Origin of the sequence: Mycobacterium sp. IS-3022, assembly GCF_001500065.1 — a bacterium.
Taxonomy (GTDB): Bacteria; Actinomycetota; Actinomycetes; order Mycobacteriales; family Mycobacteriaceae; genus Mycobacterium.
Genome location: NZ_LQIN01000049.1, coordinates 204,787 through 229,998 on the forward strand (window position 1 = coordinate 204,787; position 25,212 = coordinate 229,998).

Annotated in this window: 26 protein-coding genes and 1 other RNA gene; 11 read left to right on the plus strand and 16 right to left on the minus strand. The window is 63.4% G+C overall.

Features of this window, described 5'->3' with window-relative positions; genetic code table 11:
- Position 1 precedes the first annotated feature (1 nt).
- The 5 genes from smpB (at position 2) to AU188_RS22580 (ending at position 3,513) form a co-directional block, all read left to right on the plus strand.
- Positions 2–508 (plus strand): SsrA-binding protein SmpB, encoded by a 507-nt coding sequence (gene smpB, locus AU188_RS22565; RefSeq protein ID WP_059165689.1) that lies wholly within the window; start codon positions 2–4, stop codon positions 506–508.
- Between the two features lie 103 nt (positions 509–611).
- Positions 612–1,457: a maleylpyruvate isomerase family mycothiol-dependent enzyme gene (locus AU188_RS22570; RefSeq protein ID WP_059165690.1), complete on the plus strand. Its 846-nt coding sequence runs from the start codon at positions 612–614 to the stop codon at positions 1,455–1,457.
- 97 nt (positions 1,458–1,554) lie between these two features.
- Positions 1,555–1,923, plus strand: a transfer-messenger RNA (tmRNA) gene (gene ssrA, locus AU188_RS25120).
- 127 nt (positions 1,924–2,050) lie between these two features.
- The gene (locus AU188_RS22575) at positions 2,051–3,076 is read left to right on the plus strand and encodes a tyrosine-type recombinase/integrase (RefSeq protein WP_353612121.1); all 1,026 of its coding nucleotides are present in this window, start codon (positions 2,051–2,053) and stop codon (positions 3,074–3,076) included.
- Between the two features lie 200 nt (positions 3,077–3,276).
- Entirely contained in the window at positions 3,277–3,513 is a 237-nt protein-coding gene (locus AU188_RS22580) for a hypothetical protein (RefSeq protein WP_059165692.1), read from the plus strand.
- A 517-nt stretch (positions 3,514–4,030) separates the two neighbouring features.
- Here AU188_RS22580 and AU188_RS22585 read toward each other — a convergent pair.
- The 16 genes from AU188_RS22585 to AU188_RS22640 all read right to left on the minus strand — a co-directional run bounded on the left by AU188_RS22585 (position 4,031) and on the right by AU188_RS22640 (position 12,929).
- Complete coding sequence (locus AU188_RS22585; protein ID WP_156426779.1) at positions 4,031–4,357, minus strand: hypothetical protein; 327 nt, start codon at positions 4,355–4,357, stop codon at positions 4,031–4,033.
- 24 nt (positions 4,358–4,381) lie between these two features.
- Positions 4,382–4,804, minus strand: a complete 423-nt coding sequence (locus AU188_RS22590; protein WP_059165694.1) for a hypothetical protein — start codon at positions 4,802–4,804, stop codon at positions 4,382–4,384.
- Positions 4,801–5,034, minus strand: coding sequence for a hypothetical protein (locus AU188_RS25400; RefSeq protein ID WP_156426780.1), 234 nt, complete (start codon positions 5,032–5,034; stop codon positions 4,801–4,803). Before AU188_RS25400 ends, AU188_RS22590 begins: the two co-directional genes overlap by 4 nt.
- Positions 5,035–5,400, minus strand: coding sequence for a P27 family phage terminase small subunit (locus AU188_RS25405; protein WP_156426781.1), 366 nt, complete (start codon positions 5,398–5,400; stop codon positions 5,035–5,037).
- A gap of 408 nt (positions 5,401–5,808) precedes the next feature.
- Entirely contained in the window at positions 5,809–5,982 is a 174-nt protein-coding gene (locus AU188_RS25410) for a hypothetical protein (protein ID WP_156426782.1), read from the minus strand.
- Positions 5,983–5,984: 2 nt separating this feature from the next.
- The gene (locus AU188_RS22600; RefSeq protein WP_059165696.1) at positions 5,985–7,148 is read right to left on the minus strand and encodes a phage major capsid protein; all 1,164 of its coding nucleotides are present in this window, start codon (positions 7,146–7,148) and stop codon (positions 5,985–5,987) included.
- A gap of 212 nt (positions 7,149–7,360) precedes the next feature.
- Positions 7,361–7,720 carry a hypothetical protein gene (locus AU188_RS22605; protein ID WP_059165697.1) on the minus strand — a complete coding sequence of 120 codons (360 nt, stop codon included), beginning with the start codon at positions 7,718–7,720 and terminating at the stop codon, positions 7,361–7,363.
- Positions 7,717–7,992, minus strand: a complete 276-nt coding sequence (locus AU188_RS22610; protein WP_059165698.1) for a hypothetical protein — start codon at positions 7,990–7,992, stop codon at positions 7,717–7,719. Before AU188_RS22610 ends, AU188_RS22605 begins: the two co-directional genes overlap by 4 nt.
- Positions 7,993–8,111: 119 nt before the next feature.
- On the minus strand, positions 8,112–8,372 hold the full coding sequence (locus AU188_RS22615) for a hypothetical protein (protein WP_059165699.1): 261 nt from the start codon (positions 8,370–8,372) through the stop codon (positions 8,112–8,114).
- Positions 8,369–8,536 (minus strand): hypothetical protein, encoded by a 168-nt coding sequence (locus tag AU188_RS25415; protein ID WP_156426783.1) that lies wholly within the window; start codon positions 8,534–8,536, stop codon positions 8,369–8,371. The genes AU188_RS22615 and AU188_RS25415 overlap by 4 nt, the downstream gene beginning before the upstream one ends.
- Complete coding sequence (locus tag AU188_RS22620; protein ID WP_216636199.1) at positions 8,533–9,912, minus strand: DUF3631 domain-containing protein; 1,380 nt, start codon at positions 9,910–9,912, stop codon at positions 8,533–8,535. Before AU188_RS22620 ends, AU188_RS25415 begins: the two co-directional genes overlap by 4 nt.
- A gap of 228 nt (positions 9,913–10,140) precedes the next feature.
- Positions 10,141–10,362, minus strand: a complete 222-nt coding sequence (locus AU188_RS25420) for a hypothetical protein (RefSeq protein WP_156426784.1) — start codon at positions 10,360–10,362, stop codon at positions 10,141–10,143.
- A gap of 49 nt (positions 10,363–10,411) precedes the next feature.
- Complete coding sequence (locus tag AU188_RS25425) at positions 10,412–10,942, minus strand: hypothetical protein (protein ID WP_156426785.1); 531 nt, start codon at positions 10,940–10,942, stop codon at positions 10,412–10,414.
- 936 nt (positions 10,943–11,878) lie between these two features.
- The gene (locus AU188_RS22630) at positions 11,879–12,139 is read right to left on the minus strand and encodes a VOC family protein (RefSeq protein ID WP_286137633.1); all 261 of its coding nucleotides are present in this window, start codon (positions 12,137–12,139) and stop codon (positions 11,879–11,881) included.
- A gap of 2 nt (positions 12,140–12,141) precedes the next feature.
- Positions 12,142–12,597, minus strand: a complete 456-nt coding sequence (locus tag AU188_RS22635) for an SRPBCC family protein (protein ID WP_059165702.1) — start codon at positions 12,595–12,597, stop codon at positions 12,142–12,144.
- Between the two features lie 2 nt (positions 12,598–12,599).
- A complete protein-coding gene (locus tag AU188_RS22640; RefSeq protein WP_059165703.1) occupies positions 12,600–12,929 on the minus strand; it encodes an ArsR/SmtB family transcription factor in 330 nt (109 codons plus the stop codon).
- A 213-nt stretch (positions 12,930–13,142) separates the two neighbouring features.
- On the opposite strand from AU188_RS22640, the gene AU188_RS22645 reads away from it, so the two are divergent.
- From AU188_RS22645 to AU188_RS22670, 6 genes are all read left to right on the plus strand, one after another.
- Positions 13,143–14,192, plus strand: coding sequence for a methyltransferase (locus AU188_RS22645; protein WP_059165704.1), 1,050 nt, complete (start codon positions 13,143–13,145; stop codon positions 14,190–14,192).
- A 105-nt stretch (positions 14,193–14,297) separates the two neighbouring features.
- The gene (locus AU188_RS22650) at positions 14,298–19,760 is read left to right on the plus strand and encodes an alpha/beta hydrolase (RefSeq protein WP_059165705.1); all 5,463 of its coding nucleotides are present in this window, start codon (positions 14,298–14,300) and stop codon (positions 19,758–19,760) included.
- Positions 19,761–19,769: 9 nt separating this feature from the next.
- Entirely contained in the window at positions 19,770–20,054 is a 285-nt protein-coding gene (locus AU188_RS22655; RefSeq protein WP_059165706.1) for a hypothetical protein, read from the plus strand.
- Positions 20,054–24,160, plus strand: a complete 4,107-nt coding sequence (locus AU188_RS22660) for a papain-like cysteine protease family protein (protein WP_059165707.1) — start codon at positions 20,054–20,056, stop codon at positions 24,158–24,160. Before AU188_RS22655 ends, AU188_RS22660 begins: the two co-directional genes overlap by 1 nt.
- Before the next feature lie 55 nt (positions 24,161–24,215).
- Entirely contained in the window at positions 24,216–24,719 is a 504-nt protein-coding gene (locus tag AU188_RS22665) for a DUF2505 domain-containing protein (RefSeq protein ID WP_059165708.1), read from the plus strand.
- A gap of 124 nt (positions 24,720–24,843) precedes the next feature.
- Complete coding sequence (locus tag AU188_RS22670; protein ID WP_059165709.1) at positions 24,844–25,095, plus strand: hypothetical protein; 252 nt, start codon at positions 24,844–24,846, stop codon at positions 25,093–25,095.
- Positions 25,096–25,212: the final 117 nt, after the last annotated feature.

The window sequence follows — 25,212 nt, forward strand, 5'->3', positions numbered from 1 at the left end:
CATGCCGAAACAGGGCGCCAAGAAAGCGGACCCCACCAAGTCCGGCAACAACAAGATCGTCGCGTCGAATCGCAAGGCTCGACACAACTATTCGATCCTGGAGACCTTCGAGGCGGGCATCCAATTGGTCGGCACCGAGGTGAAGAGCCTGCGCGACGGGCAGGCCTCGCTGGCCGACGCGTTCGCCACCGTCGACGACGGGGAGGTGTGGCTGCGCAACGTGCACATCCCCGAATATCACCACGGCACCTGGACGAACCACGCGCCGCGGCGCAACCGGAAGCTGTTGTTGCACCGTAGACAGATCGATCAGCTCATCGGTCGCATCAGGGACGGCAACCTCACCCTGGTGCCGCTGTCGCTGTATTTCTCCGAGGGCAAGGTCAAGGTGGAATTGGCGTTGGCCCGCGGTAAAGAGGCCCGCGACAAGCGCCAGGACCTGGCGCGCCGCGACGCGCAGCGTGAGATCACCCGTGAGCTGGGCCGCCGCGCCAAGGGCATGACCTGACCTCCCGCCCTTCACCGCGAGCGACCGTGTCTGTACTTCGACACGCCGCGAAAATGCGTACAAACGCGGTCGCTCGCCGCTGGTGAGCGTTACGTTCAGGCGCGTGAACAGCCCTTCGCGACCCGTGACCCATCTCGACAAATCCGAAGTGTTGGCCGCGCTGTTCGCGCAGTGGGACGCCATCGACGACATTGTCGCCGGGTTGTCCGACGCGCAGTGGCAGGCGCCGACACCGCTGCCGGGATGGTCGGTGCGCGACGTCGTCGCGCACATGATCGGAACCGAGTCGATGTTGCAGGGCGTGGACACGCCGGAGGCCGATATCGACGTGTCGACGCTCGAGCACGTCCGCAACGACATGGGCGTGATGAACGAACGGTGGGTGCGCAACTTGCGCAACCTGCCCGCCGACGACCTGCTGGGAAGGTACCGGACCATCACCGCCGACCGCCGCGATGCGTTGACGGCGATGGGCGAGGCCGACTGGAACGACGTCACCGCGACGCCGGCGGGCCCGGACAGCTACGGCCGGTTCATGCGCGTGCGGATCTTCGACTGCTGGATGCACGAACACGACATCCGCGACGCGATCGGCCGACCAGCGACGGACCCGACCGGCGCGCCGGCCGAACTCGCGCTCGACGAGATGGCCGCCAGCATGGGGTTCGTGGTCGGCAAGCTGGGCCGGGCTCCGGACGGATCGCGGGTTTTGATCGTGCTGACCGGCCCGCTGGGCAGGACGATCCACGTCGCGGTCGAGGGCCGAGGCAAGGTCGTGGAGGACTTCGGCGGGGCCGATCCAACGGCGACGATCACCCTCGATGCCTTACTGTTCGCGCGCCTGGCCGGCGGACGGACCGCCCTGTCCCAGCATGCCGATGCCATCGCCTACGCGGGCGACGAGGACACCGGCAGGCGTGTCGTCGAGCACCTCAACTATGTGATCTGACCTGCGGCGAAGGGTCGCCACGGGCATAAATCCTTGGCATCGGATGTTGAGTCTGGCGTACCATGGAATGTCCTGCCGAAGGTCGGCGGGGATGCGAGGGGCTGAACGGTTTCGACTTCGCGCATCGAATCAAGGGAAGCGTGCCGGTGCAGGCAAGAGACCACCGTAAGCGTCGTTGCAACCAATTAAGCGCCGATTCCAATCAGCGCGACTACGCTCTCGCTGCCTAAGCGACAGCTGGTCCGTCAGACCGGGGACTCCCTCGACCCGGATCCTGGCGTCATCTAGAGGGATCAACCGGTGAGTCCGGTCGCGGGACTCATCGGGACACCAAACAGCGACTGGGATCGTCATCCTGACTTGTTCGCGTGATCAGGAGATCCGAGTAGAGGCATAGCGAACTGCGCACGGAGAAGTCTTGAGGGAATGCCGTAGGACCCGGGTTCGATTCCCGGCAGCTCCACTCAAAACAGCAGGTAAAACCCCCCAGAGATGGGGGGTTTTGCTTGTGTCAATGGTTTGTCAAGAGTTACGGTGCCTGCATGGCGTCCATAAGGAAGCGTCCCCGCAGGGACGGCAGCATAACGTACGCGGTGCTGTTCACCATTGACGCGCGTCAAACCTCCGTCCCGTTCGCAGACGAATCGGACGCCGAGAAGTTCCGCGCTCTCGTCAACAGCGTCGGCGGGAAGCGGGCGATGGCGGCGTGGGGGATCGGGGACACGCCTCGATCCGTCAAGACGGGTCCAACGCTCGCTGAATATCTGACGAGACACATTGACCACCTGACCGGTTGCGAGCGGAAGACGATCGCGGAGTACCGGCGCTATGCGGCTCAGATCGGTGAGACCGCGATCGCGCCTATGCCGTTGGCGTCGCTCACTCGTGCGGACATTGCGCGATGGATTAACACCCTCACTGGCTCGGGAAAGACAATCTCAAACAAGCACGGATTCCTATCCTCGGCGCTCAACAGCGCCGTTCGCGAGGGACTACTAGCGGCCAATCCGTGCGCGAACCAACGCCTGCCTCGAACGCCGCGCAAAGAAATGGTCTGCCTTGACCGATCTGAGTTCCAGTCGTTGGTAGCGGCATTCTCCCAGCACTACCAACCGCTGGTGACGTTCCTGGTCGCCAGTGGTGCGCGTTTCTCTGAGGTCACCGCGCTTATTCCGGCTGACGTCGACCGTGCCGCGGGGACGGTGCGCATTTCGAGGTCGTGGAAGCGAACACCCGGCGGCTATGAACTCGGGGCACCCAAGACGCCTAAGTCAATCAGAACGATCAATGTTCCGAGAGCTGTGCTCGACCAGCTCGACTACTCGCATAAGTGGTTGTTCACCACAACCGGCGGCGGGCCAGTGCGGCTCTACTCGTGGCGTGCGAACGTGTGGAACAAGGCCCTACCCAAGGCGAAACTAAAGACGCGCCCGCGCATCCACGACCTGCGTCACACTTGCGCCTCGTGGATGATTCAGGCCGGCGTCCCGCTGCCGGTGGTGCAGGCGCATCTAGGACACGAGAGCATCAAAACGACCGTCGATCTGTACGGCCATGTCGACCGCAAGAGCGCGGAGGCTGCGGCCGACGCAATCGCCGCCGCCCTTGCGTTCGAGTAGGACGTGTCTCGGGTCTGATCACCGTGTCTCCAAGCTGAACGATCACGTCAAACATCGGACAGTCGGCCTTGAGCAGAATCGGAATCCTTTGCCGCTCTTGGGAGTAACGTTCGTCAAGGCATTCACACCCGTGATTGCAAGAGGGGCAGCGCACCTGCTGCCACAGGCCGGGGTGTGGCCGAACTGGATAGGAGTTCGACATGCAGCAGACTACGCCGCCCGAAAACTGGCGACGGTACACCCACTTGCTCACACCCGAGCAGATCACCGATTTGCAGCGCTGGGACAACGCCATCACGTTGCAACTGCTGTACGGCAGAGGACTGAACTACCAATTCCTGTCGCAGTTCCCCGACCCTGAGGACGCGCACCGGCGGCGGATGATCACGATGGCGCGGGACATCTACGGCGCGCTCGGGCCGGGGAGACTGAATTGACCCCATTTGCCCAGCGACACGCCGAGAACTGGCACAAGAATGAAATGCTGCTGAACCGCTATAGAGTCGAGATGCGGGATCGCCGCGTGCGAAATGCACAAACCGGGCGGGTTCGAGTGCCCGCCCGGTGTGCGATCTCCGGGCTCGTGGGGCCTGAAGCATGTTGGCCATGCAGGGCGGGTCGGCACCTACCGATACCGGTTCGATTCCGGCAGGCTCCACGAGCACCAACCGTTGTGAATTATTACCCCGGCTGGCGAACTTGACTGTACGCACAATTGGAAAACATTGCACGTGTTGATGCAAGCGTGTTGCTGGGGTTTTGCGATTTCGCAACGACGCCCGTCTACCAGCAATCTGTACCGCGCTGCGGTTATCCGGCAACCGTGGCGTGCGAACTGCCCGGTCAGCGGTTAGCCGAAGCCACATGATTCGCGACAGTGTCGCAGTTCCGGTGCTTGCGTCTACGCAGGCGATGTTTTCCGAATCTGAGAACGCCAGCAAACTCAAACTCGACTTACGACCACCGGTACCCGCTGTGCTCGATAGGCCGATCGTCGGCCAACCAAATTCCGGCGCCGCGAAAGTCTTCAGGCACGGGGTACGCGCCGTAAATCCCGGCGACGTCACCGTCTTGTACTTGAGCGTGTTCGCGATCGGCGTGCGCGATAAGACGTGCCGCTCTCGCGGCTTCCGCGGCGCGGCGGTCCTCGGTGGCGTCGTACCAGAGGGACAGCAGCTTGAAAATCACCACCAGGGCGACCGCTGCCAGCAGGTAGGGCAGCATTTCGAGCACCGCACTTAGCAGGATCAGTAAGACAAGTCCCTGGCCGAGAGACCGCATAACCCAAGCGTACGTCTTACGGGCTCAGGATTTCGCGATGCCGCGCATGGTGGCGACCGTGAACGGCCCCCGGTAGATCGGCGCGGCGTAGCCCTTCGGTTTCTGGTCGGTAATCAGGATTGCCCGTGCCCGATACACAGTCGAGACGATTCCGCGGATGGTGCCCCCCAGCGTGCCATCGAAGATCCGCCCCTCGGCTGTGCCGTAGGTCAGCGCGCAAGGATAAGGGCGTGCGGCGGTCGCGACGTACCGCAGCATCGACGCTGGGGACGGGCAGGAATAAACCCCACAGCTGCAACCTTCGCGCGGTGGCAGATGACCCGCGATCGGACACACTGCCCGCATCACGCCAGCGGTCGGCAAGACCGCAGCGTCCCCCAGGATGCCGAATGCCCGCGGCGACACCAGCGCGCCGTCCGCGATCCGCCAGAGCTTCCAGGCATTCACCTTGCGTCGGGACGGCACTCCGCCCGTCGTCGGTTGCGCCGCATCCTAAGGCGGGCGATGACCCACCCCCGTGGTGCCGCTGCCCGACGCGCGGCCCAGAATTGGGAATATCGCTCGCGGGTGGTCGGTGCGGTCCAGTCGTCAGGATCGAACTCGCGAAGCGGACCAGGCGGGTACTCCAGCTCGCGCCACCAGTCCCACGGGTCGCGTTCCTCGCGCAGCCGCGCCATTTACGCCTCCCTCAGGTCGTACCGGGCGGCCGCCTTCTGTTGAGCATTGCGGCGCCGGCCGACCTGTTCACCCGGTAGTGGTAGGGCGAGTTCGGCGACGAGGCGGACCACGGTCTTGCGCTCCTCCCGCAGCTCCATCAGGAGCGGATGAGCCTTGGGGAGCTGACCACGACTTCCGGTGACCAATAAGCCGTCCTCGTCGATCACGCGGTTAAGTTCCTCGATCCTGTCGACGGTGCGGCATAGTTCCCGAAGCAGTTGGATTTCGCCTGCATCGAGGGCATAAGTAGCCGTTATTTCGCGCCAAAGTCCGCTTCCACGGGCCTTCAGCCCCGTTGGCGCGCGGGGCGGTTTCGATATGGTCATAATCCCTCTGATTCACGAATTGGCTGGTAAAACAACATGTTTCGGTGGTTTAATGGCGTTGCGGCGCAATGGATTCGACACGTCGCCGCGATAGTGGAAATCCCCTCTACCTGCGGAAACGCCAAAACGGCCCCCTGGGCTGCCCAGGGACGGAAAAAAGCCTGACGTAGGTTGTGGAGACCATCGGGCCTCAACTTTCGAGTACGCCCCCCAAACCTGTTGTGGACGAACATATTTCACGAGTAGGCGCCTGCCAACCAATGTTAGCGATGTTATGTTGAAGTGCCGCCCGAGAATCCCGATCTTCGCGGCGGCAGGTGTTGCTGGCGCCGGTAGCTGGGAGATTCTTGGGGTGCCCCCGGGTGCGCCGGGGGCCGCTGGAATCAGCGACACCCCGGCGCGACGAGGTCACGGCGTTGTGACCGCTCCCGTGACTATCGCCGGCTCAACGAACCACATGCCGAAGCCCGCATTGAAGGCACGCAACGCGCGAATCCGGACCAGGTGCATCACTTGTGCCTTGGTGAGATTCATCCGCCGAGCGCACTCATCGAGTGCGACGTAATCGCGATCATCGAACATCGCTACGCCGTTAGATCAATGACCGCGAAGGAGGCGGGCCGAAGGTGCCCGATGCCGATCCGCGCCTCAGCGCGCATCACCGCCGCGTTCTTTGCGAAGTGGTCGCCGCCCGCGTCAACGTCCAACCGCATGGATTCGCGCACGTACAAGCGCGCCTGTGTCCAGTCGGCCAGCACGGCGGTCCCGGCCGGGACGCTTGGGCTAACCACGCGCTGGATACTGTTGTCGCCGAAGATGTTGCCCGACATGGCGTTGGTGTTGGTGTAGCCATCGGCCAGGAACCCGACACCGCCGGTCGCCTCCTTTGCCAGGTCCACAGTCTCGGCGTCGGACGGATGCAGCACCCACGCGTTCGGCTGCACGCCGATGAGCTGAAGCGCGGTCAGCGCCGAGCGCAACGTGGTCACCACATCGGTGTCGAACGGCACGGCCGTGGTTCCGGCCACCGTCAACAGACCGGTGAAGTTCTCGCCGGTGCCGCTTCCGCTGACGACCTGGCTTTCCAACGCGTCTAGGACGCCCTCAGTCATTTCGGTTTCGAGCCAGCGGACCACCTCGGCGGCGTCCTGCCAGAGCCTAATCGGGACTTCCTCCGACAGGTGAGCGATGACACGGCAGCGGTCCTCTACCGGCTCCACGGTGAACACGCTCGTGGGCTTGGTGCCCAGATCGGCAACGGGTGCAGCGTTATTCGTGCGGACGGATTGCCTGAAGTATTCAAAAGCGTTGGACGCGACCGTTGTCCGGTTGACCAGCAGGTCGACCAGCCGCGTCGGCCGCGCCTTCGGGGTGACGGCGGGGTCGACGAGAACAGGCACGTCCACCGAACCCGACGAAATGGCACGGGTTTCGCCGCTCATCTTCCGAATCGCGTCGGCCGCGCGGTGTGCCCACCCGTTACCGGCCTGGTTGACGTCCACGCGGGCGGTGGCTCGGGCCACAGCGGCGGCGTCGGGATTCTCACGACCTGAACGCGCGATGTCGTCGCGCAAGGCTGCGATGTCGGCGTCGAGGTCGCGCAGACACGCGGTGATCGACTGAAACCGTTTGGTTTCGTCGGCGGTGAGGTCGCTCGCACCACGCGCCTCCACGGCGGCGAGGATTTTCGCGCGCTCGGCCTTCCGGTCGGCGTGCAATGTGAGTAACGTTTCGAGTTTCTCGTTCATATGTTGATCTCCTTATGGGGATCGGAATTGATCGCTGGGGACGCTTGCCCATAGCGATCAGTAGAGAACGCGCACAATGCTTGTTCTCTGATTGGCAGTTTGCTAAGTGCCATAGCCCAGACGTTTCGTGTCCGGCGCCGCTGCATCCGGCTGGAGTGCCACCAGCCATGCAGTGTCCGCCCGTGCCGGGCGGGGAAGTTAAGTAGTCGGTGCTAAAGCTCAGGCTCAGGAATGTCGGGCAGGGGATCGGCTGGAAGCTCGGACCACTTAGGGAGCGTTGACGGATCGGGGGACGGCAGCGGCTCGGGCTGGTTCTCGGCGGCGATCGCGTCGAACTTCGCCATGTCGAGGTGCCACGCCCATTCCCGTCGCGCCTTCTCGGCGTCAACGGTCGTGAACAGCGCACGGCCGATAGCACGAATGCCGTTGTACCCGCTCGCTTTCCAGAGATTGGCGACCTGTTCGAGGTAGTCGAGTTCACCCTCAGACGCCTTCTGGATGTTGAAGTCACCCCGGGCGATCCGGCGGGCGTGGCATTCCTCCAAGTTGAATTTTGACCGGTCGTACTTCAAGAGTTCACCTCTAATGGTTGCTCAACGCCGCCAACGTAGCGCCGCAGGCGGGCTTTCGGCGGGCTGACGGCCCCCGGCCCACAACGCACGATGGTGGCGTAAACCACGTACCGCTCACCGTCGACCTCCACCGTGCCGTGGTGTCCTGTTGGGTCGTGGATCATGTCGACGGGGATGCCGTCGACCGTGACAGTGATGTTGCGCTCACTCATCGCCGCTCCCGAACGGCCGTAGGCCAGTCCGGTGCGCCGGTCGCTGATCGGGCCGACCATCAGCCAGCCAGTCGGCCAGCGCAGCCAGTTGGCCGGCGGACAAGTACAGTGACGCTCCGCGGACGTTGATCCATGCGCCGCCGTTCGGCCCCGGCGCAAAGAATGTTCGCGCCAAGGTTCTACTCATCGTCTGTCCCTTCGGTTTCTAGAACGCCCCGACGCTCAAGCTCGCGTTCCAGTTCCGCCGTCGACATGGCCTGAAGGTGGCCCTGATTCCGGTCCATGTTCTTCCGTAGATGGGGCGTGCTCGCTTTCTCGCCGCTGGCAAGGAATATGTTCAGCTTCGCGATGTCCTCAAACGAGAGAGTCATGCTCGCGCGGTCAATGATGATCTTGCAGCCATTCGGCGCCTTGACGAACGCGGTGGACTTTCGGCTCATTGGGTCACTTCTTTCTTCAAGAGTTCGATCAGGTGGTTGGTTTCGGCTTCCGATAACCAGATCCGGTTTCGGTTTTGCGAGATGATGAATCCGCCCGTGTCGCGTGCCATCACGTGGATGCCCGGCCTGCCGGGCGTCTCGATGGTTGTTGTGTCGTCGGTCATAGGTCGTCCGTTTCGCCCGCTTCGTCCGGTCCGTCCGGTTCGGAGGGGAACCGGACGCCGAGTCCCCGGAAAGCGGATGTGAGGCTCGCAAGGATGTATCCACGAGCCCGGTCGCCATCGGGTCGCCGCGTCGAATGGATGTTGTACTTCGTCGCCAGCATCCGGCCGAGCCGTTGAGCGGTCAGCGGCTTACCGAACGTCGATAGCGCGCCCCACATGTCGGGGTGAGCGTCGATGAGACGACTCAACAGGTGGTCGGTGGGGGCGAATCGCTCACCGTGCGGCCAGACTTCGGCGATGTGGCCCAACAGGACAACGTGGGGCCGCTGCTGTGTGATGCCGACTTCGCGCTCCAGTTCGATCCGCCGTACGTCCTTGATGGCGAGTTGGTCGACAAGAGCGGGCCACTGAGAGCCTGCATCGGCTGCAATTCTTTTCAACGATGACCAGCGTTCCTTTGCTCTACCCTTGACTTCACTGGGGAGAGGATGTCGATTCTTTCGTACGTACGTCGCCGACCCTTCAGCCCAACTGGCTAGCTTGTCTCGCACTTCCATCGCTTCGCTTTCGATCAGTTCCCAATCAGATTCCTCTGCCTCGCCGTCGAGGTCGGGCACCAACAACACGCGGATCATGCGAGACATGGTGTCATCGGGCAGGTTCGGGTTATTGCCCGCCATTGCTACGGGTGCGTAAGTCGACATCTCGGCGACCGACCAACCGCCACCCTTCACCGGGACGGATACCGGTCTGGTTGCTCCGCGCTTGTACCCCGAGTTGAGCACAGCCAGTAGGTCGCCGATACCGTCCTTGTCGGGACTCAACGTCCGGTCGGCCTCATCGATCAGAATCGTTCGCATCTCCGATTCCAGTAAGCGTGTCAGCATCGCCGGCGAGGACACGGCTGCCATCTGCACGGGGCGAACGCACAGCCGCTCCAGGTGCTCCAGGACGGTTGTCTTCCCACTGCCGGGGACGGGTGAGTCGATGAGCAGACGCGGCGTCGTGTAGATGTCGTTGATGAAATGTGTGTGCGCCGCCCACAGCGCCAACAGATCCAAGTCGGAATCATCCACCGTGCGAATGAAGCGGGCCAGCCACGCGCGCGTGGCGTCGAGGGCTTCTCGTCCGGTTACCGGGCTACCGTCTCTGTCCGAACCGGACGGACCGGACGAACTGGGCGAAACGGACGTATTCGGCGTCTCCCGTGGACCGTCCTCGTCGGCCTTGCGGTACGCCGAGTCAATCGTCGCCTCGACGGAAGGTAGGCCATCATCGTCGATGAGCCCGTTCGCGTGGCAGGCGTCGATGAGCTGATCCCGCAGAGTGTCTCGGTCCACGGGGAGGCGAGCCAGCTTCAACGCGCTGATGTTCAACTGGTCGTTACGACGGCCTTCGCCTGTGTTGGACAGTAGCGTCAACTCACCTGAGAGAGCCGCGGCGACGTAGGGATCATCGGGTTGGCGAGTCTCGACCTTTGGCCGTTGGCGTTTCGGCTTCTGTCCTTCCACCCGCTCAAGGAAACTGCGCTCGTCGGTAGGTGTTGTCAAATGGTTTCTTCTCTCTCCCCGTCTTCTGGGGTTCGGTTAATGGTTCAGGTCAGTTCAACGGATTTCGCGATCCACGGCGCGGGCCATGTCGAGCACGGTTACCAAGCGGTAGCCCTCGGCGATCCGGTCGGCATCGAGCGGCACATGTCGATCCTGTAGTGCTTGGGCCAGCTTGCGCGCCTGCTGGTTGCGCCTGCGGTGGACGGCCTGCTTGTCGCGATTACATTCAGGACAGGGGCCGTTGAGTACGTTGCGGGCATGACCCTTACTGCACATGGTGAGTTCCCTTGGTTAGTAACGTCTTTTAGGCAGCCGTATCCGGCTCTCAATTGAAGTCGTCGGGCACGGCGGGCGGCTCGAACGTGATCCAGAGGTCGCCGCCGTACTCCCCGAACAGAATTCGGGGCGGGCAGTCCAGCACGCGCAGATGGATATCGCTGGTACTGCCAGAATCGGTTGTGCGGTGGCGCGCGTGGCACGCCACCCTGCCCTGCACCCCGTGGGGGCGTTCGTACCCCGTGTACTCGAAGCACTTCGCTTGGTGCATCCGTGCGGCAAATAACGAGCCATGCCACTGGCGGCCGCAGCACCGGAGGTACCACGGCCGCGACGGAACTCTCCGCTCACCGAGAAGTTCATCGAGCAGGAAGGGGTCCGTTACCGGGTGCCGGTTGGATGCCCTGCGGACGCGCCCGTCCGGGTGACGCTGATAGTCGGGATGGCCGTCGATGGATTGCCACTTCGACGTCGGTCCGCGCTTTCCCCTTTTAAGTATATCAATTGGGCCTTGTTCGGCCGGAGCAGGTTTCACGCCGCGGTCGAAATCATCCGCTGAAACCTCGCGCTCATCGAGCACCGCTACTGGGCTGTGGTACGCGCCTGCGGGCCGAGGCGAGCGTGATGCCGCTCGTGGCAGGGGTGTTTGTATTCTTGAAGATGGTCAGTGCGGCTCGCACGTCGTCATCGGTCATGACCCATGTGCGGCCTAATTTCGTGCCGGGGATGATCCCCGCATTGAGTCGCCGACTCAGCCAATCCACTGAGGGGAACGGGGGGACAAGCTCCTTGATTGGGTGAGCCAGCGGCTCGCGGAATTTCGCGTCGTTCATGCGGCTAAGGGTTCCACCGGGACCAGACAAAATGACCGCAGGATCGAGGGCGGGCAACGCTACGCTTGGTCTGCCAAGGCGTCTTGGTCCAACCAACTGTGCAGTTCATCGCTGTTTCCGCCTGTCGGTGGACGTAGAGGCAGTTGTTGGTGTTCATCAGCACATCTAGAACGATGTTGAGCAGGTATGACAGGTTGCGCAGGTCAAAGAGTGCGATGTTGAGGAACGCGATGTCGGCCGGGGAAGTAGTCGCCGTTGCCGTAGAAGTTACCCGGCGAAAGTTCTTAGACGGAATGCCGCAGGCGCAGCCAACCTCGGCTGCGGGCTTTGGGTTGCCGGTCTGCGCCGCGACGATGACCTCAGCAGGACTGCGGGCTTTAGCCGGTGTAGCAGTCGAAGACGGCGACCCATCGCCGTAGGACTCAGGTGGGACCATTGACACTGTCAAGACATCACGACCAGTTTCCTGCGGTTTTGTCCGATTTCGTCCAAACTCCCTCGCCTAAAAGCGCAGGTCAGAGGCTTTTCCACGGGTTCGATTCCCGGCAGCTCCACCACCGAACCGCAGGTCGAAAGGCCTGCGGTTCGCATTTAATACTCCACCCGGAGGTTGCCGACCAGCGCAACCTTGTTGTCGTCGGGATCAGCGATCGGGAATACGCGTACGCCCTCGTTGGCATCGATCATCTCGCGCTTCTCAAGACCCATTCGCGAAGTTCGCGAACGCCCACCTCGAAGTCGGACACGGCCAAGTTGAGCATCCCGTTGCCGGCGCGCACGGGGTCCTCGGTCGGCACCCAGCCGCCATCGGTGACCTGCCATTCGACCAGGTTCGGCATCGGGTTGTTGTCGGGTTCGCGGCCGAGAAGCGTGGTGTACCAGGCTCGTCCTGCTTCGATGTCGCTCACGGCGACGTCGGCCGGCACGAAGTCGACATGCACCATGATCAGTTCTCTTTTGCGTCGGCGACTTTGGCGAATTCCGCTGCCAGGGCGTCCAATTGCTGCGCGGTTCCCTGTTCTCGCCACTCGGGCTGCTCCTGGCCGGGTAGGTAGACTCCGTGCTCGGTCAGCACCAGCAGGGTGCCGCCATCTTCTGCCCGGAACTCGACACTGGTGACCGAGACCGTCGACAGTCGGTCCTCCGTGTGCAAGGTCGACGTGGTGAGAATTCGTTCGTTCGGCGCTATTTCGGCGTAGCGCGCCTCGTAGGTGAGTGCACGACCCTCTCCATCGAACCCCCGTGCCGTCTCGAGGCCGCCGACCACGAAGTTCTGAGAGTGCTCGGCGCCCTGGGCCATCCAGCGTCTGCGCGCCTCCGGATCCGCCCAAGCCTGAAAGACCCGCTCGACCGGGACCGGATAGCGACGCTCCAGCGTGAACGTCGAGTGCGTTATGTCCATGATCAATTTCCCTTCAGATAGTCGTCGAGTTGATCAAGCTGCCGTTCCCACTCCGTACGCTGGCGGCCGAGCCACTGCTCGGCTTCCCGCAGCGCCTTGGGTTCGATTCGGCAGCTGCGCACTCGGCCGACCTTCTCGGTGACGATCACGCCAGCCGCCTCCAGCACCTGCAGGTGCTGCATCACCGCGGGCAACGACATCGTCAGCGGCTCGGCCAGCGCCTTCACCGACGCCGGACGCCGCACCAGCCGCTCGACGATCGCGCGCCGGGTCGGGTCGGCGAGCGCCTGGAACACCCGGCCGATCGCGTCGGCACCGGATTGGTTAGACACATGCTTAACTATTGCGGTCGATCACTGGAAAGTCAAGTAACTACTTAACCATTACGTCGACGCCGCCGTGCCGATTTCCTGGTACTGCCGCTCGGCCTTCAGCGACATCTCGTTTAAAACTGTTGCGGCTCAGGCGAATTTTCCGTAATCGCGGATCCGCGGTGTGCCATGCTGTTACCACTTGTTTGAGCCATTCAGCACACGGAGCCCGGCATGAAGCAGCTCACCGAACAGGACGAGGATGCGATCCTAGATCTGTTTCTCGGGATGTACTACTTCCAATTCTTGGCTTCGGCCGTCGAACTCGACCTGTTTACGGTGCTTTCTCGCTCGCCCGGCCTTACGCGCGACGAGCTCGCCGAGCAGCTGAAACTCGAGAACCAGCCCGCGCGTATTCTCCTGCTCGGCTGCAGCGCGGTCGGCCTGCTCCGAAAGGAGGGCGATCGCTACTTCAACACCTCGGGCGCGGAGCGGTTCTTCTCGAAAGCGCACCCGGCGAACATGGTGCCCGCCGTGCGGATGGCGAACCATATTCAATTTCGGCCCATGGCACGGTTCGCGGAGGCGCTCAGGTCCAACACCAACGTAGGGCTGCAGGAGATCCCGGGATCTGCGTCGAACCTCTATATGCGGCTCGCGGAGAATCCGCCGTTGGAGAAGATCTTTCACGAAATGATGAGCCTGGTCTCGTTCGGGACCGCGGCCTTCCTCGCGGAAACGCTCGACCTGTCGCCTCACCGCAGGTTGCTGGACGTCGGCGGAGGCGAGGCCGTGAACGCCACCATCCTCGCGGGCCGTTGGCCCGACCTGCACGTGACCGTCCTGGACCTTCCGACCGTCGCGGAATCCACCCGTGCCCGGCTGACGGCGCAGGGAATGGCCGAGAGAGTCACGGCCGTCGGCGGAGACTGTTTCGCCGAAGAGCTCCCCGAAGGTTTCGATGCGATGCTGTTCTCCCGGTTCCTCTCGATCTGGTCCGAAGAGAAGGTTCGCAGTTTGCTCGCGAAGGCCGCTCGGGCGCTTCGGCCGGGCGCGAGCCTCTATGTGATCGAGGCGCTGCAGGACGACGACGAGATGGGGCCGCCCTTCGTGGCGCACCTTTGCGCCTATTTTCTGACGCTCGCCTCCGGCGAGGGAATGGTCCGAACGTGGAGCGAATGGACGAGCTGGTTGGAAGAAGCCGGGTTTGAGTCGTTCTCGCGCCGTGCTCTCCCCGGCGGCATGTCGGAGTTCCTCATCGAGGCCGTGAGAGCAGATAACTGACGGTACTGTCAACCCGTTCGTCGATTCCGCGGAATTGCGCGCGTCATGGGTCTACCGTTGATGCGGTCGCAATGAGCTTTCACGAGGCTCACCAAAGGTGGGGTCATGGCCGACGCGATTGTCGTATTGCGGGGTCGTCTGAAGTCGCCGACGGGCGGGGATCTGCCCTTCGGCTATCGGGTCACCGCAGCCTTCAGGCAGAACTTCGCGATCGATCCTGACGACGCCACAAGCGTTGTTCCCGTGCCGGTCTCGCGCACCGCGAGTACAGCCACCGATGGGGTGTTCGCCGTCGAGCTGGCGCCTGCGAACGAGATTCAGGGATCAGTCGCCGTCACGGCGCTGGCCCCTGACGGCTCGACCGCCGGGCAGACCACGGTCGAATCCGACGCACTGGAACGAGAAGTCACGCTCGACATCGGCGACCTGGAACCGTTCGTCCTGACGCCTACCGACGACCCCACGCTCGGTCGACCGGTGAGGTTGACCGGACGTGCGATGGGGCCCGCCGGACAGAAGATTCCGGTCGGCCTCCCCGTGGTCATCTGGGGGATCGGGCCGGACCAAGGGGCCGATGCCAATCCGCTCGTGGTGACGCAGACACAGAAGGACGGCTACTTCTCCGGTACGTGGCCTTCGGCGGCGTTGACGTCGGCGTTCGGCACCGTCGCCGGCGGCCCGCGGATTCCGATCCCCCTGGACGCGCAGATGCGGTTGCCGCGCCGCGTCATTCTCGTTACCGCCCTTGATATTTCGACTTCCGCCGAGGATCCGTGCTCGTGCCATGCTTCGCCGCCTCGAGCGCCCGACGCTGTCGACCTGGTGAGCAATTCGGCGACTTTTTCGACCGACCTCGGTGGCGGCCGTTGCGTCGACCTGAACACACCGAACCGAGTGCTGGAAGAGTTCTCGTACTTCAAGGTGGTGCGGACGACACAGCCAGAGGTGAAGGGTGTGACGCCGACCCGCCCGCCGATCTTGCCGCCACGGGTCGTGTCGGAGTTGGTCGACCTCGTCGCCGAGCCGACGGTCGATCCCACGGTCGGACGAGAAGCGCCGAATCGTCCCGTGCCAGAGCTTGCGCTCGAGGCAGCTGTCGCCAAACGAACACACGGTTACCCCGAGAACGTGACAGCGCGCGCGCTGGCGAACGTCGGCCTCAGCACCGAATTCAGGCAGGTTGCCGACGTGGTCCGCGCCATCGCCTGTCCGGCACCCGGACGCGACGCGAACCTCGGTGTCGCGATCGACTGGGACGACTCGTCGCTGCCCTGGCAGGCGACCACCGTGGCGCACGGTCACCTGCTGCACTTCAAGCAGACATGGCGCGCGGACGGGTATTCGATGGGCGACCTGTTGTATTCGCTGCCCCTGGCGCCATGCCAAAAGAAGGAAATCGCGGTAATCGATTGGGAGCGACAGGAAACGGCGACGCGTGAGGAGCTGCTCGAGGAAGAAGAGGCGCTGACGTCGTTGCTCAGTCGTGATCGCGACGTCGCTGAAATCGTCGGCTCGTCGCTGGAAGAGGGCCAACGAGCGGGCTCCAAGACCACCGTCTGGGGCGCCAGCGGGGGCGGCGGCCTGGGATTCATCGGATCCGGCTTCGGAATCTTCGCCGGAGCGGCAGGCGGGGGTGGTGGCGCCAGCTCCACCGCTTGGTCGGATTCGTCACGCAGTCTGAGCGCCAATTCCCTTCAGCAGATCCGCGATCAGACGATGCAAGCGGCAAGCGCGATAAGGGATCAGCGCGCCACGGTTGTCCAGGCGTTCGGTCAAGGCGAGTCGATGAACGTCGAGACCGAAGTGGTCGCGAACCACAACCACTGTCATGCCATCACGGTCGAGTACTTCGAAGTGCTCCGGCACTTCCAGCTCTCACACGAGCTCGCGGATGTGCAGGAGTGTCTGTTCATCCCGCTGTTGATGACCTATTTCGACGAAGAGAAGGCGCTGCGGTGGCGGGAGGTGTTGGACGGCCAACTACTCGACCCCAGCCTGGGTGACGGTTTCGACTGTGCGCAGCGGGTGCGGAACAACTGGCTCAACAGCGACACCCCACAGAATCGTTACAGCGAAGAGGCGCCCGAGCAACTGGAGGGCGAACTTCGCATCAGCTTCATCCTTCCGCGGCCTCGTGACAACGAAGAGGCGAAGTTCGTTCCCGGCAACTGGGGTCCCTACCAACCGTATCTGTGGTCGAGCGCCGTGGAGTGGTGGGTGGCGAAGCTGGAGCGGCTGGCCATTGCAGAGCGGGATCGCGTCTTCCGGGAGGAGGCAGCCCCGCGCATCGCCGAGAACATGATCCAGAATCTTCGGTTCGGCTATGTGACCACCTCCGGTGGCGAGATCGAGATCGACTTGGACGCAACGCTGGTCTCCCGCTACTCCGAAGGCGCGCCGCTCTACGTCAGTCTCAGGCCCGCGGGTGGATTGCCTTCGATCCCACGCGAGGAAATCGCCCGCTTCAAGATCTGGTTCGACGGTGACCTCCCGCCGGATGCTCGAATCATGGTGGAAAGCGGTGCAATGCGCTATCACACACCGCATCTCCGGCATTTCCTCTTCCAGGCGCCAAGGCTGCTGAACGACCTCGTCGACGACGACGCGGTGGTGGTCGCGACGCCTCTGTCGCGCGAGGAGCTACGCAGCCCGAGGGAAGAGGATCGGCAGCGCAGCCGCGAGCTCATCGCTCACCTGAACAAGCACCTGGAGTTCTTCCACCAGATCATCTTTCGCAGCTTCCACCCCAATCACCGCTACATGCTGCTCGACGGTTTCGAGGTGCCGGACGGAAGCGGCAGGAGTCTCGCGAGCGTGGTGGAGAACCGGCTGATCGGCATCGTCGGCAACAGTCTGGTGATGCCGGTGGCACGCGGACATCACCTCGATCCGATTTTCAACCAGGATGTCGAGCGTCCGATCGACCTCCTGGCGCACTACGCGCCGACCGAACCCGTGCCGGCGATGCGAGTCAGCGTGCCCACCCGCGGCGTGTATGCCGAGGCCATCATGGGCGACTGCAATGCGTGCGAGAAGAAGGATGACACCCGGTTCTGGCGGTGGCAAGAGGCCCCTTGCCCAGACGAGCCGACTCCGATCCAACCGGTGTCGACCGCCAGCCGCGCAACCGAGGCACCGGATGTGACGCCCACGGGATTTCCCGAACCGGTCATCAACATCCAGAACGCGCCGGCCGTGCCAGACCCCACCGGGCTGAGTCAGGCCCTCGGAATCCTCGGGCGCGCCGACCTTTTCCAGGACATCACCGGACTGGAGGGCAACCAGAAGAACGCTCTTGCCGCTCTACAGGGCACCATGAACACTGCAAAGTTCTTCGGCGGCAAGGCTGCAGACCTCGCGATGCAGCAGGAAACCAGCAAGAGCATCGACCGCACATTGGACAACATCGAGCGGGCCCGCGCCGCCGACCTCATCACCGACGAACAGGCTCGCGCCATCACCCGCAGCGCGTTGGAATCCATGGTCGGTCAGGCGCGCCCCGCATCACAGGCACCGCAGGACTCACCCGCAATACAGAAGGCGATTGACGCGGCCTCTCAGGGCTCGAAGGGCGAGATCACGGTCACGACGCCGGGTGAGTCGGTTCAAGCGAGCTTCGAGGATCCTGAACCGGACGTGGCAGAGGAAGGAGTGACGGGCGGCGCGTTCGTCCCGCAGTTCGACAACTTCTCGGGTTGGGCCTCGATCGGTCTGTCGACCGGTGGACAGGTCAACCCGGTGAGCGGGTCCCCGGGACACACGAAGTTCGAAGAGCCGCCCGCAACGACGGCTCGTAGCTTCCTCGACAACCTGCTGACCACGAAGACTCAGCCGGGGATGGTGGGGCAGACCCCGGCGGTCGTCATCACCCAGATGCTCTGGGGCCGGTCCGTTCTGGATCACGGCGTCTTCGCGAGGGTGGATCCGGGCGACTCCACCAAATTCCAGATCCGGATTGCGGGCCGAATCTGCTATCCGGCGAATCCAAAGAAACCCAATCGCGTTGCGGGCACCACTCGAGTCCCGGTCGTCGCGATCCTGCACGGCTGGGCACCTCAAGACCTCGCGTTCGACAACTGGTCCGAGTTGGACCGCAAACAGGAGCAGCTGCCCAACGGCTCGCTGAAGGTGACGATCAGAGGCAGGGCCACCACCATCAGCCAGCCGAAACCCAGCTACCACGGCTTCGAATACCTGCAGAAGGAACTGGCGAAGCACGGCATCGCCTCGATCAGCGTCGACAACACCATGCTCGACCTGGTCAACAACTTCCTGAACGCGCGCGCGATCTCCTTCCTCACGACGCTGGACGAGTGGAAAAAAGAAGTCGACGGCAACGCCAAGAATCCGTGTCACGGCATGCTGGACTTCGACAACGTTGGCTTCCTTGGGCATTCACGGGGCGGTGACGCCGTGGTGACCGCGGTGAAGATGAACAAGGCTCGCACGTCGTCGACATCCGGACCGCGCCGATTCGGCGTCAGCGCGGTCTGCTCTCTGGCCCCTTCGGATTTCACCGGCTCGGCCACCGACGACGCAGTCACCCTGGTGAACAACGACATGCCGGTCAGTCCTCTTCTCCTGACCTATTTGGTGGTATACGGATCTCTCGACGGCGACATCCTGGGCGACAGCGACGGCGCCCTGGGACCCCACGGCACACTCGCGGGAACGGGTTTTCGGCTCTACGACCGCGCGTTGTGCAGGAAGATGATGGTGTTCGCGAAAGGGGCCTGCCACAACCGGTTCAACACGAACTGGGGAACCGAGCCACGCGTCATCACGACCGATCCGGGACTTCTGGATGGCGCGAAGCATCAGAAACTGGCGAAGTTCTACATCGCCGGGTTCTTCAGGAACAGGCTCGGCGGAGAGTCGGCGTTACACCGCCGATTCACCCGAGACGAGAAGCCACCGGCAGGTATCACGGTTGCGCTGCAATACTCGTTCGGCCTGAAGAAGGTGCTCGACAACTTCGAGGGACCACAGAATGAGTTCGGTGTCGCACGCAACATGGCGATCGGAGCCGTCACTCCACTCAAGGACCTCGCCGTCAAACCCGCCGGCGCCTCGGCGCCGATCCCCCAGGGCCGACACATTCCGCATGCCACGGGGGTAGCCCACGTAGACGTCACGCTGGCCACCGCATCGTCGCGGTGGTTCACCGATCCGCTTCCAGACCCGTTGGGCGCCAACTCCGACTGGTCGACCTTCACCTTCCTGCAGTTCCGATTCGGTCAGTGGTACGACGTGACCACAGAGACGATCTCGGGCAAGCCGGCGCATCTGCGTGTCACGCTCGAGGACTTCGACAACAACACGGCGGTGGTCAACGAGTCGGAGTTCTTTCCTGCCGAGGCGCCGGGGAAGCCGTTCGTACACAAGCACCATGAGCTGAACTCACCCGACAAGTTGTCCACACTTCTGCGAATGGACACCGTGCGCATCCCGTTGGCGCTGTTCAAGAAGCGTGGAGCCAACTTGAACAAAGTCCGAGCGGTCCACTTCGACGTGGACAAGACCGACAACACCCACATCTACATCGACTCTCTTGAACTCGACCGGTGAGGTGACGAAATGCAGGTGACCAGAGCGCATTTCGAGGAGCTGGAGTCGGGCGCGGTTCCCGGCTTCGCGATGAAGGTGTACGTCGAGGGGGAGGACTTCGAGCCACGGGCGGTCCCGTTGCAGGCGCGAGTCGGTGAGCAGCGGGTCGACCAACTCTTCGTCGCGCCGGATGGATCCGGGTTCGCAGGCGTGCTTGCGGAGATCCCAAACGACGGCGATCGGCTGTTAGTGAGGTACGCCGAGGCCATAGAACTGACGACGAACGTCGTGTTCGGTTCAGAGGTGGTCGGCTGATGGCGACCTTGAGGGGCGAACTGTCCGCGGCCGTCGAAACCGACTTCACCCGTTACGGTCTCACGGTTCTTTTCCAGCGGGTCGTCGTGGCGCCCCGTCGCGGAGACGAAGGGCTGTTGTCCCCGGCGTCCGTTACCGACCGGCCGGCGGCCGACGGCTCCTTCGCCGTCGACTTGGGACCCGACGACGAGGTGCAAGGCCCGTTCAAACTGCTGGTCACCTCCCCGACGGGAAGTGCCGTCGCCGAGCGTGACGTTGCACCCGGTGATATCGGACAGCCCGTAGAGATCGAAGTGGTGCCGGTGCCGGCCGTCACGCTCCCCGCGGGGCGCGACCCGCTCGAAGGGATCCGGGTGAGCATCAAGGGCCGGGTACTTCGCACGACTGGCGAGCCCGCTGCCGCCGATCTTCCCGTCGTCCTGTGGGGCGCGTCCGAAGAGGACGGACCGCCGAGAGCGGTGATGACGACCGCGACCGTCACCGGCGGCTACTTCACGGCGGACTGGCCGCCTGATCGGCTCGCGCGCGCCTTCGCCACCGTGTCCGGCCTCGACGCCGGACCCCTTACTCTCGAAGACGAGCGCCTTCCGAGGCGGGTGGTTCTCGTGCTCGACCTCGCCGAGCCCCCGTCGCCATCGACGACCGGTTGCGAATGTGAGGAAGCGTCGCCGCGCACGCCCGATCAGGAAGATCTGGTGGCGAATCCTGAAGCGTTCTCGACAGATCTCGGTGGCAGCTGTGTCGACTTCACCATGCCCAATCGAGTCCTCGAGGAGTTCTCCTTCTACGCCGTGGTTCGCACGACGCAACCCGATGTGAAGGGACTGACCGCAGACCCGCCGAGAGTGCTGCCGAGGCCCGTGGTCAAGAAGCTGCTCGAACTGTCACAGCGTGCCGATCTGGCCCGTGCGGCAACACAACCGGCAGCCGGCGACGCCACGTCGACCGGCCGGCCGTCCACCACGCGTTCGCGCGAAACAGGCGGTGCGACGGTGGCGACCCGAGAGGAAGCGCTGGCCGGGGCCAAGCTCCACCCGCAGGTCGTTTCGGAGATGCTGATGGGACCGGGACTGTTCACGTCGGATCAGTTCGCCACCGCCCACCGCGTCTCCAAGTACCAACATGCGGCGGACCTCATCAGCGGTGCGCTGTTCAGCGGAACCCCCCGCGGCGCGGTGTCCGCGACGAACGCGATCGACTGGGACGGTACGGCCACGACTTACCAAGCGATCACCGTCGCGCACGGCCACCTGCTGACGCTCAAGCAGGTGTGGCGGGCCGACGGCTATTCGCTGGGTGATCTGCTGTACTCGCTGCCGTTGGCGCCATGTCAGAAGAAGCAGATCGCCGTCATCGACTGGGACCGCCGAACCGTCACCGCGCGGATGGAATCGCGGACCGCCACTGAGAGCCTGCAGGCCACGCTCGCCCGTGACCGTGACATCAGTGAGATCATCAGCACCACTCTCACCGAATCGATGCGGGGTGGGTCGAAAGCGAAAACATGGTCGGCCGGCGGCGGATTCGGCGCGTTCATCGGGCCGCTGGTGATCGGCGGAAGCGGTGGGGCCAGCGGATCCAGCTCGACAGCATGGCAGGACTCGGCTCGACACCTGGCCGCATCCAGCTTGCAGCAGGTGCGAGATCGCACCCTGCAAGCCGCCAGTTCCACACGCAGCCAGCGCAGTACAGTCGTCCAGACCGTCCGGCAAGGCGAAACCATGCGTGTGCAGACGGAAGTCGTGGCGAACCACAATCACTGCCATGCCGTGACCATGGAGTACTTCGAGGTGATGAGGCATTTCCAGGTGACGCACGAGCTGGCGGACGCCCAGGAGTGCCTCTTCGTGCCGATGGCCGTCAGCTACTTCAACGCAGACCGGGCGCTGCGGTGGCGCGAATCGCTGTTGACCGCGCTGCGGCGGCCCGAGCTCGCCGGCGGTTTCGACGCGCTCAACAGGATGCAATCGAACTGGGCCAACGCCGATTACCCGCAGGGGCGCTACGCAGATGAGCGGGTGAACTATCTCGACGGCGAGTTCCACATCTCGTTCGATCTTCCGCGACCCGCGGACACCGACGACACAGAACTCTTCGATGCCGCACAATGGACGCCGTACCACGGGCTGTTGACGCCGGCCGACTCCACCGAGACGCAACCGCAGGCGGCCCAACGGATCTGGGCGACGTTCCTCGGGCTGGAACGACCGGAGAACCGAGACCGAGTGTGGAACACGCAACTCGCGCCCCGCATTGCCCAGCGTCTGGTCAACCAATTCCGCTACGAGTTGATCCTCGATGACAACACGGCACAGCCACTGGACATGGATACCACCCTGGTGGGCCGGTTCCGACAGGGGACAGCACTGCTGGTCAGCGTTCGGCCCGTCAGCACCACCCCGAATGTCGTGCGCGCACGGATCAAGACTTTCCGGATCACCACCGCCGCCGGTCTTCCGGTCGGCGGCCGGGTACTCGTCGAGAGCGGCAGTGCCAGATATCGAACCGACCACCTGGCGCGTGACTTGTTCAACGACTACCGGATCAACAACGACCTCAACGCGATCGACCACGTCGACGTCCCCCTCAGCCTCGACGCGCACGAGAAGTCCAATCCTCGTGCGCGAGACCGCGATCACGCAGAACGTCTGCTCGACCACTTGAACAGCAATCTCGAGCACTACCTGCAAGCCGCCTGGATGCTGATGGATCCGAACAAGCGCTACATCTTGCTCGACGGCGTACCCGCGCCGGGTGCCACGGGCAAGAGCGTCGCGAGCGTATGCGAGAACCGTGTCTTGGGCGTCGTCGGGAACTGTCTGGTGTTACCCGTAGCGCCCGGATACCACCTCGACCCGACCTTCGAAGAGTCGGACAAGGCAACACTTTTCGATGCGTACCGGCCGACGACACCGATATCACCTATCCGCGTGAGCGTTCCGACGCGAGGAGTCTTCGTCGAGGCCGTCATGGGGGCGTGCAACTCCTGCGAGACGCCGGACGACACCCGCTTCTGGCGCTGGGAGGAAGCTCCCTGCCCCGACGATCCGCCACGAATTCAAGACGTCGGCACCGAAAGCCGGGCCAGGGGCGAACCGGTACTGACCCCCACCCCCTTCGCGTCTCCGTTGGTCAGGATCCAGAATGCGCCGGACCTGCCCGCGCCGGCATCGCTTGCCGCCGCAATGAACCTGATCGGGACGCCGAACCTGTTCAAAGACATCACCGGGCTGGACCTCAATCAGCAGAACGCCGCAGCCGCTTTCCAGTCTGCGCTCGAAACGGCCCAGTTCTTCGGGGGACGCGCAGCCGACCTCGCGCAGCAGCGATACCTCAACGGCGCGATGGACCGAACCTTGAAAGCGATTTCGGAGGCCAAGAAGAAGGGCCTGCTCGATGACGAGGGCGCCGAGGAGTTGACGCAACAGGTGCTCCTCGGCTCGGTCGGAGACCGACAATCTGAACAGCCCCGTCCGACCTCCAGCGCCGCCGTGCAACGTTTCCTGGACCGAACGGCGGCAAGCGCTTCGAGCGAAGTGAACGTCAACCGCCCTGAGGGATCGGTCACCGTGAAGGCGGGTGATGCGTCGAGCGTCGACTTCAAGGTCGAACCCGTGGTGCCGTTCATCCGGCAACCCGACCTCCTGACCTGTTGGGCGGCGGCCGCGGCGATGATGTACGCGTGGCGGCACGGGGAAATGGCCTCCATCGAGGAGATCCTCGAACGTCTCAGCGCTCGCTGGTCGCAGATGTTTGCAGCCAAAGAGCCCATTCCCAACTCTGCGCTGCCAGATCTGATGGCAGACCTCGGATTGGTTTCCGAGCCCCCGGCGAACTACTTCCCACGCGGGATCGAGCGGCTGCTGAGAACCGGTCCTCTGTGGGTGGTGACCGACGAGGACATGACGACCAACGGCATGACACACGCCGAGATCATCACGGGGATAGTCGGGGACGGCACACCGGACAGGACCAGGGTGTTGAGCAACGACCCGAGTGAGGACAAACCACGAGAGAGGCTTTTCAGCGAGCTACAGGCTCGACTGCAGGCCGCTGATGTCGTCACAACCGGATTCGGGATATATCACTTCCCGGGCAACACGTAGATGCAGTACTGGCCTCGCGTGCCGCGCCCAGGGCGACGACGATAGCCTTCGTAGCATGCCTCGGTCGTTCGACTGCTCCGTCGAATCCTCGGTCACTGTGCAGCAGATTCACGCCGCATTCTCCGAGCGGGACTATTGGCTGGAGCACATCGCGCCACACAGTGAGACGACCGAACTCGACTCATTCGCCGTCGATGCGAACGGCGACGTCCGGCTGAGGGTCGTCCAGGACCTACGGAACGCAGTCCTACCCGGCGTCTTGAGCAAGCTCTATCCCCGTGGTCTGGAACTCGTGCAGGACGAGACGTGGATTCTGGATCGCGGGGTAGAAGTGCGCGGGGAGGTACACGTTCACGCCCGCGGCGCACCGGGCTCCGCGCACAGCACCGTGGTGATGGTGCCGTCGCACAACGGCGAGCGCATCAACTGCAGTGGAACCATCAAGATCAAAGTCCCGATCGTCGGGGGGAAGCTCGAGAGTCACTTCGGTCGCAACTTGGCCGATCAGACTCCCGAGATGCTGCGCATGGTCATGAAGTGGATCAAGGAGCGTGCCTGACGCCGTAGCCCAAGGCGCTGGGGGAGCGGGAGGGATGGAAAACCGCGAATTACGTGGTCCGGCGGCAACGATCGTGATTCACTGACGTTCTCGGGGATCACTTGACGGTTGTCAGGGGGAGACAGTGGCTGACAAAGATGCTGCTGATCGCGAGCAGAACGACTACTCGGAGTTCGCGGTGGACGTCCGCGTCCGAGTAAACCCGGACACAGACACCGAAATTCACGGCGTCATCGTCGAGGACTTCGGCGAGATGGCGGCTGCCGCGGTGGACATCGGATCCAACCATTTCGCCGATCCTGCCCGACGCTGGGCGGTGATCTCCGATGAGGGGAATCTCCTGTTCGCAGATTCCGACCAACTTTCCCCCGAGTGATTCCGCGGCCAGAAGCGCTCGGTTCGTCCGGCTAGCGAACGCCAGATCCACTGCGGATTCGGCACCCCTGCAGGAGCCCTACGGCGGCGGCGGGGGTGGCGAATCCGCAGTGGATGG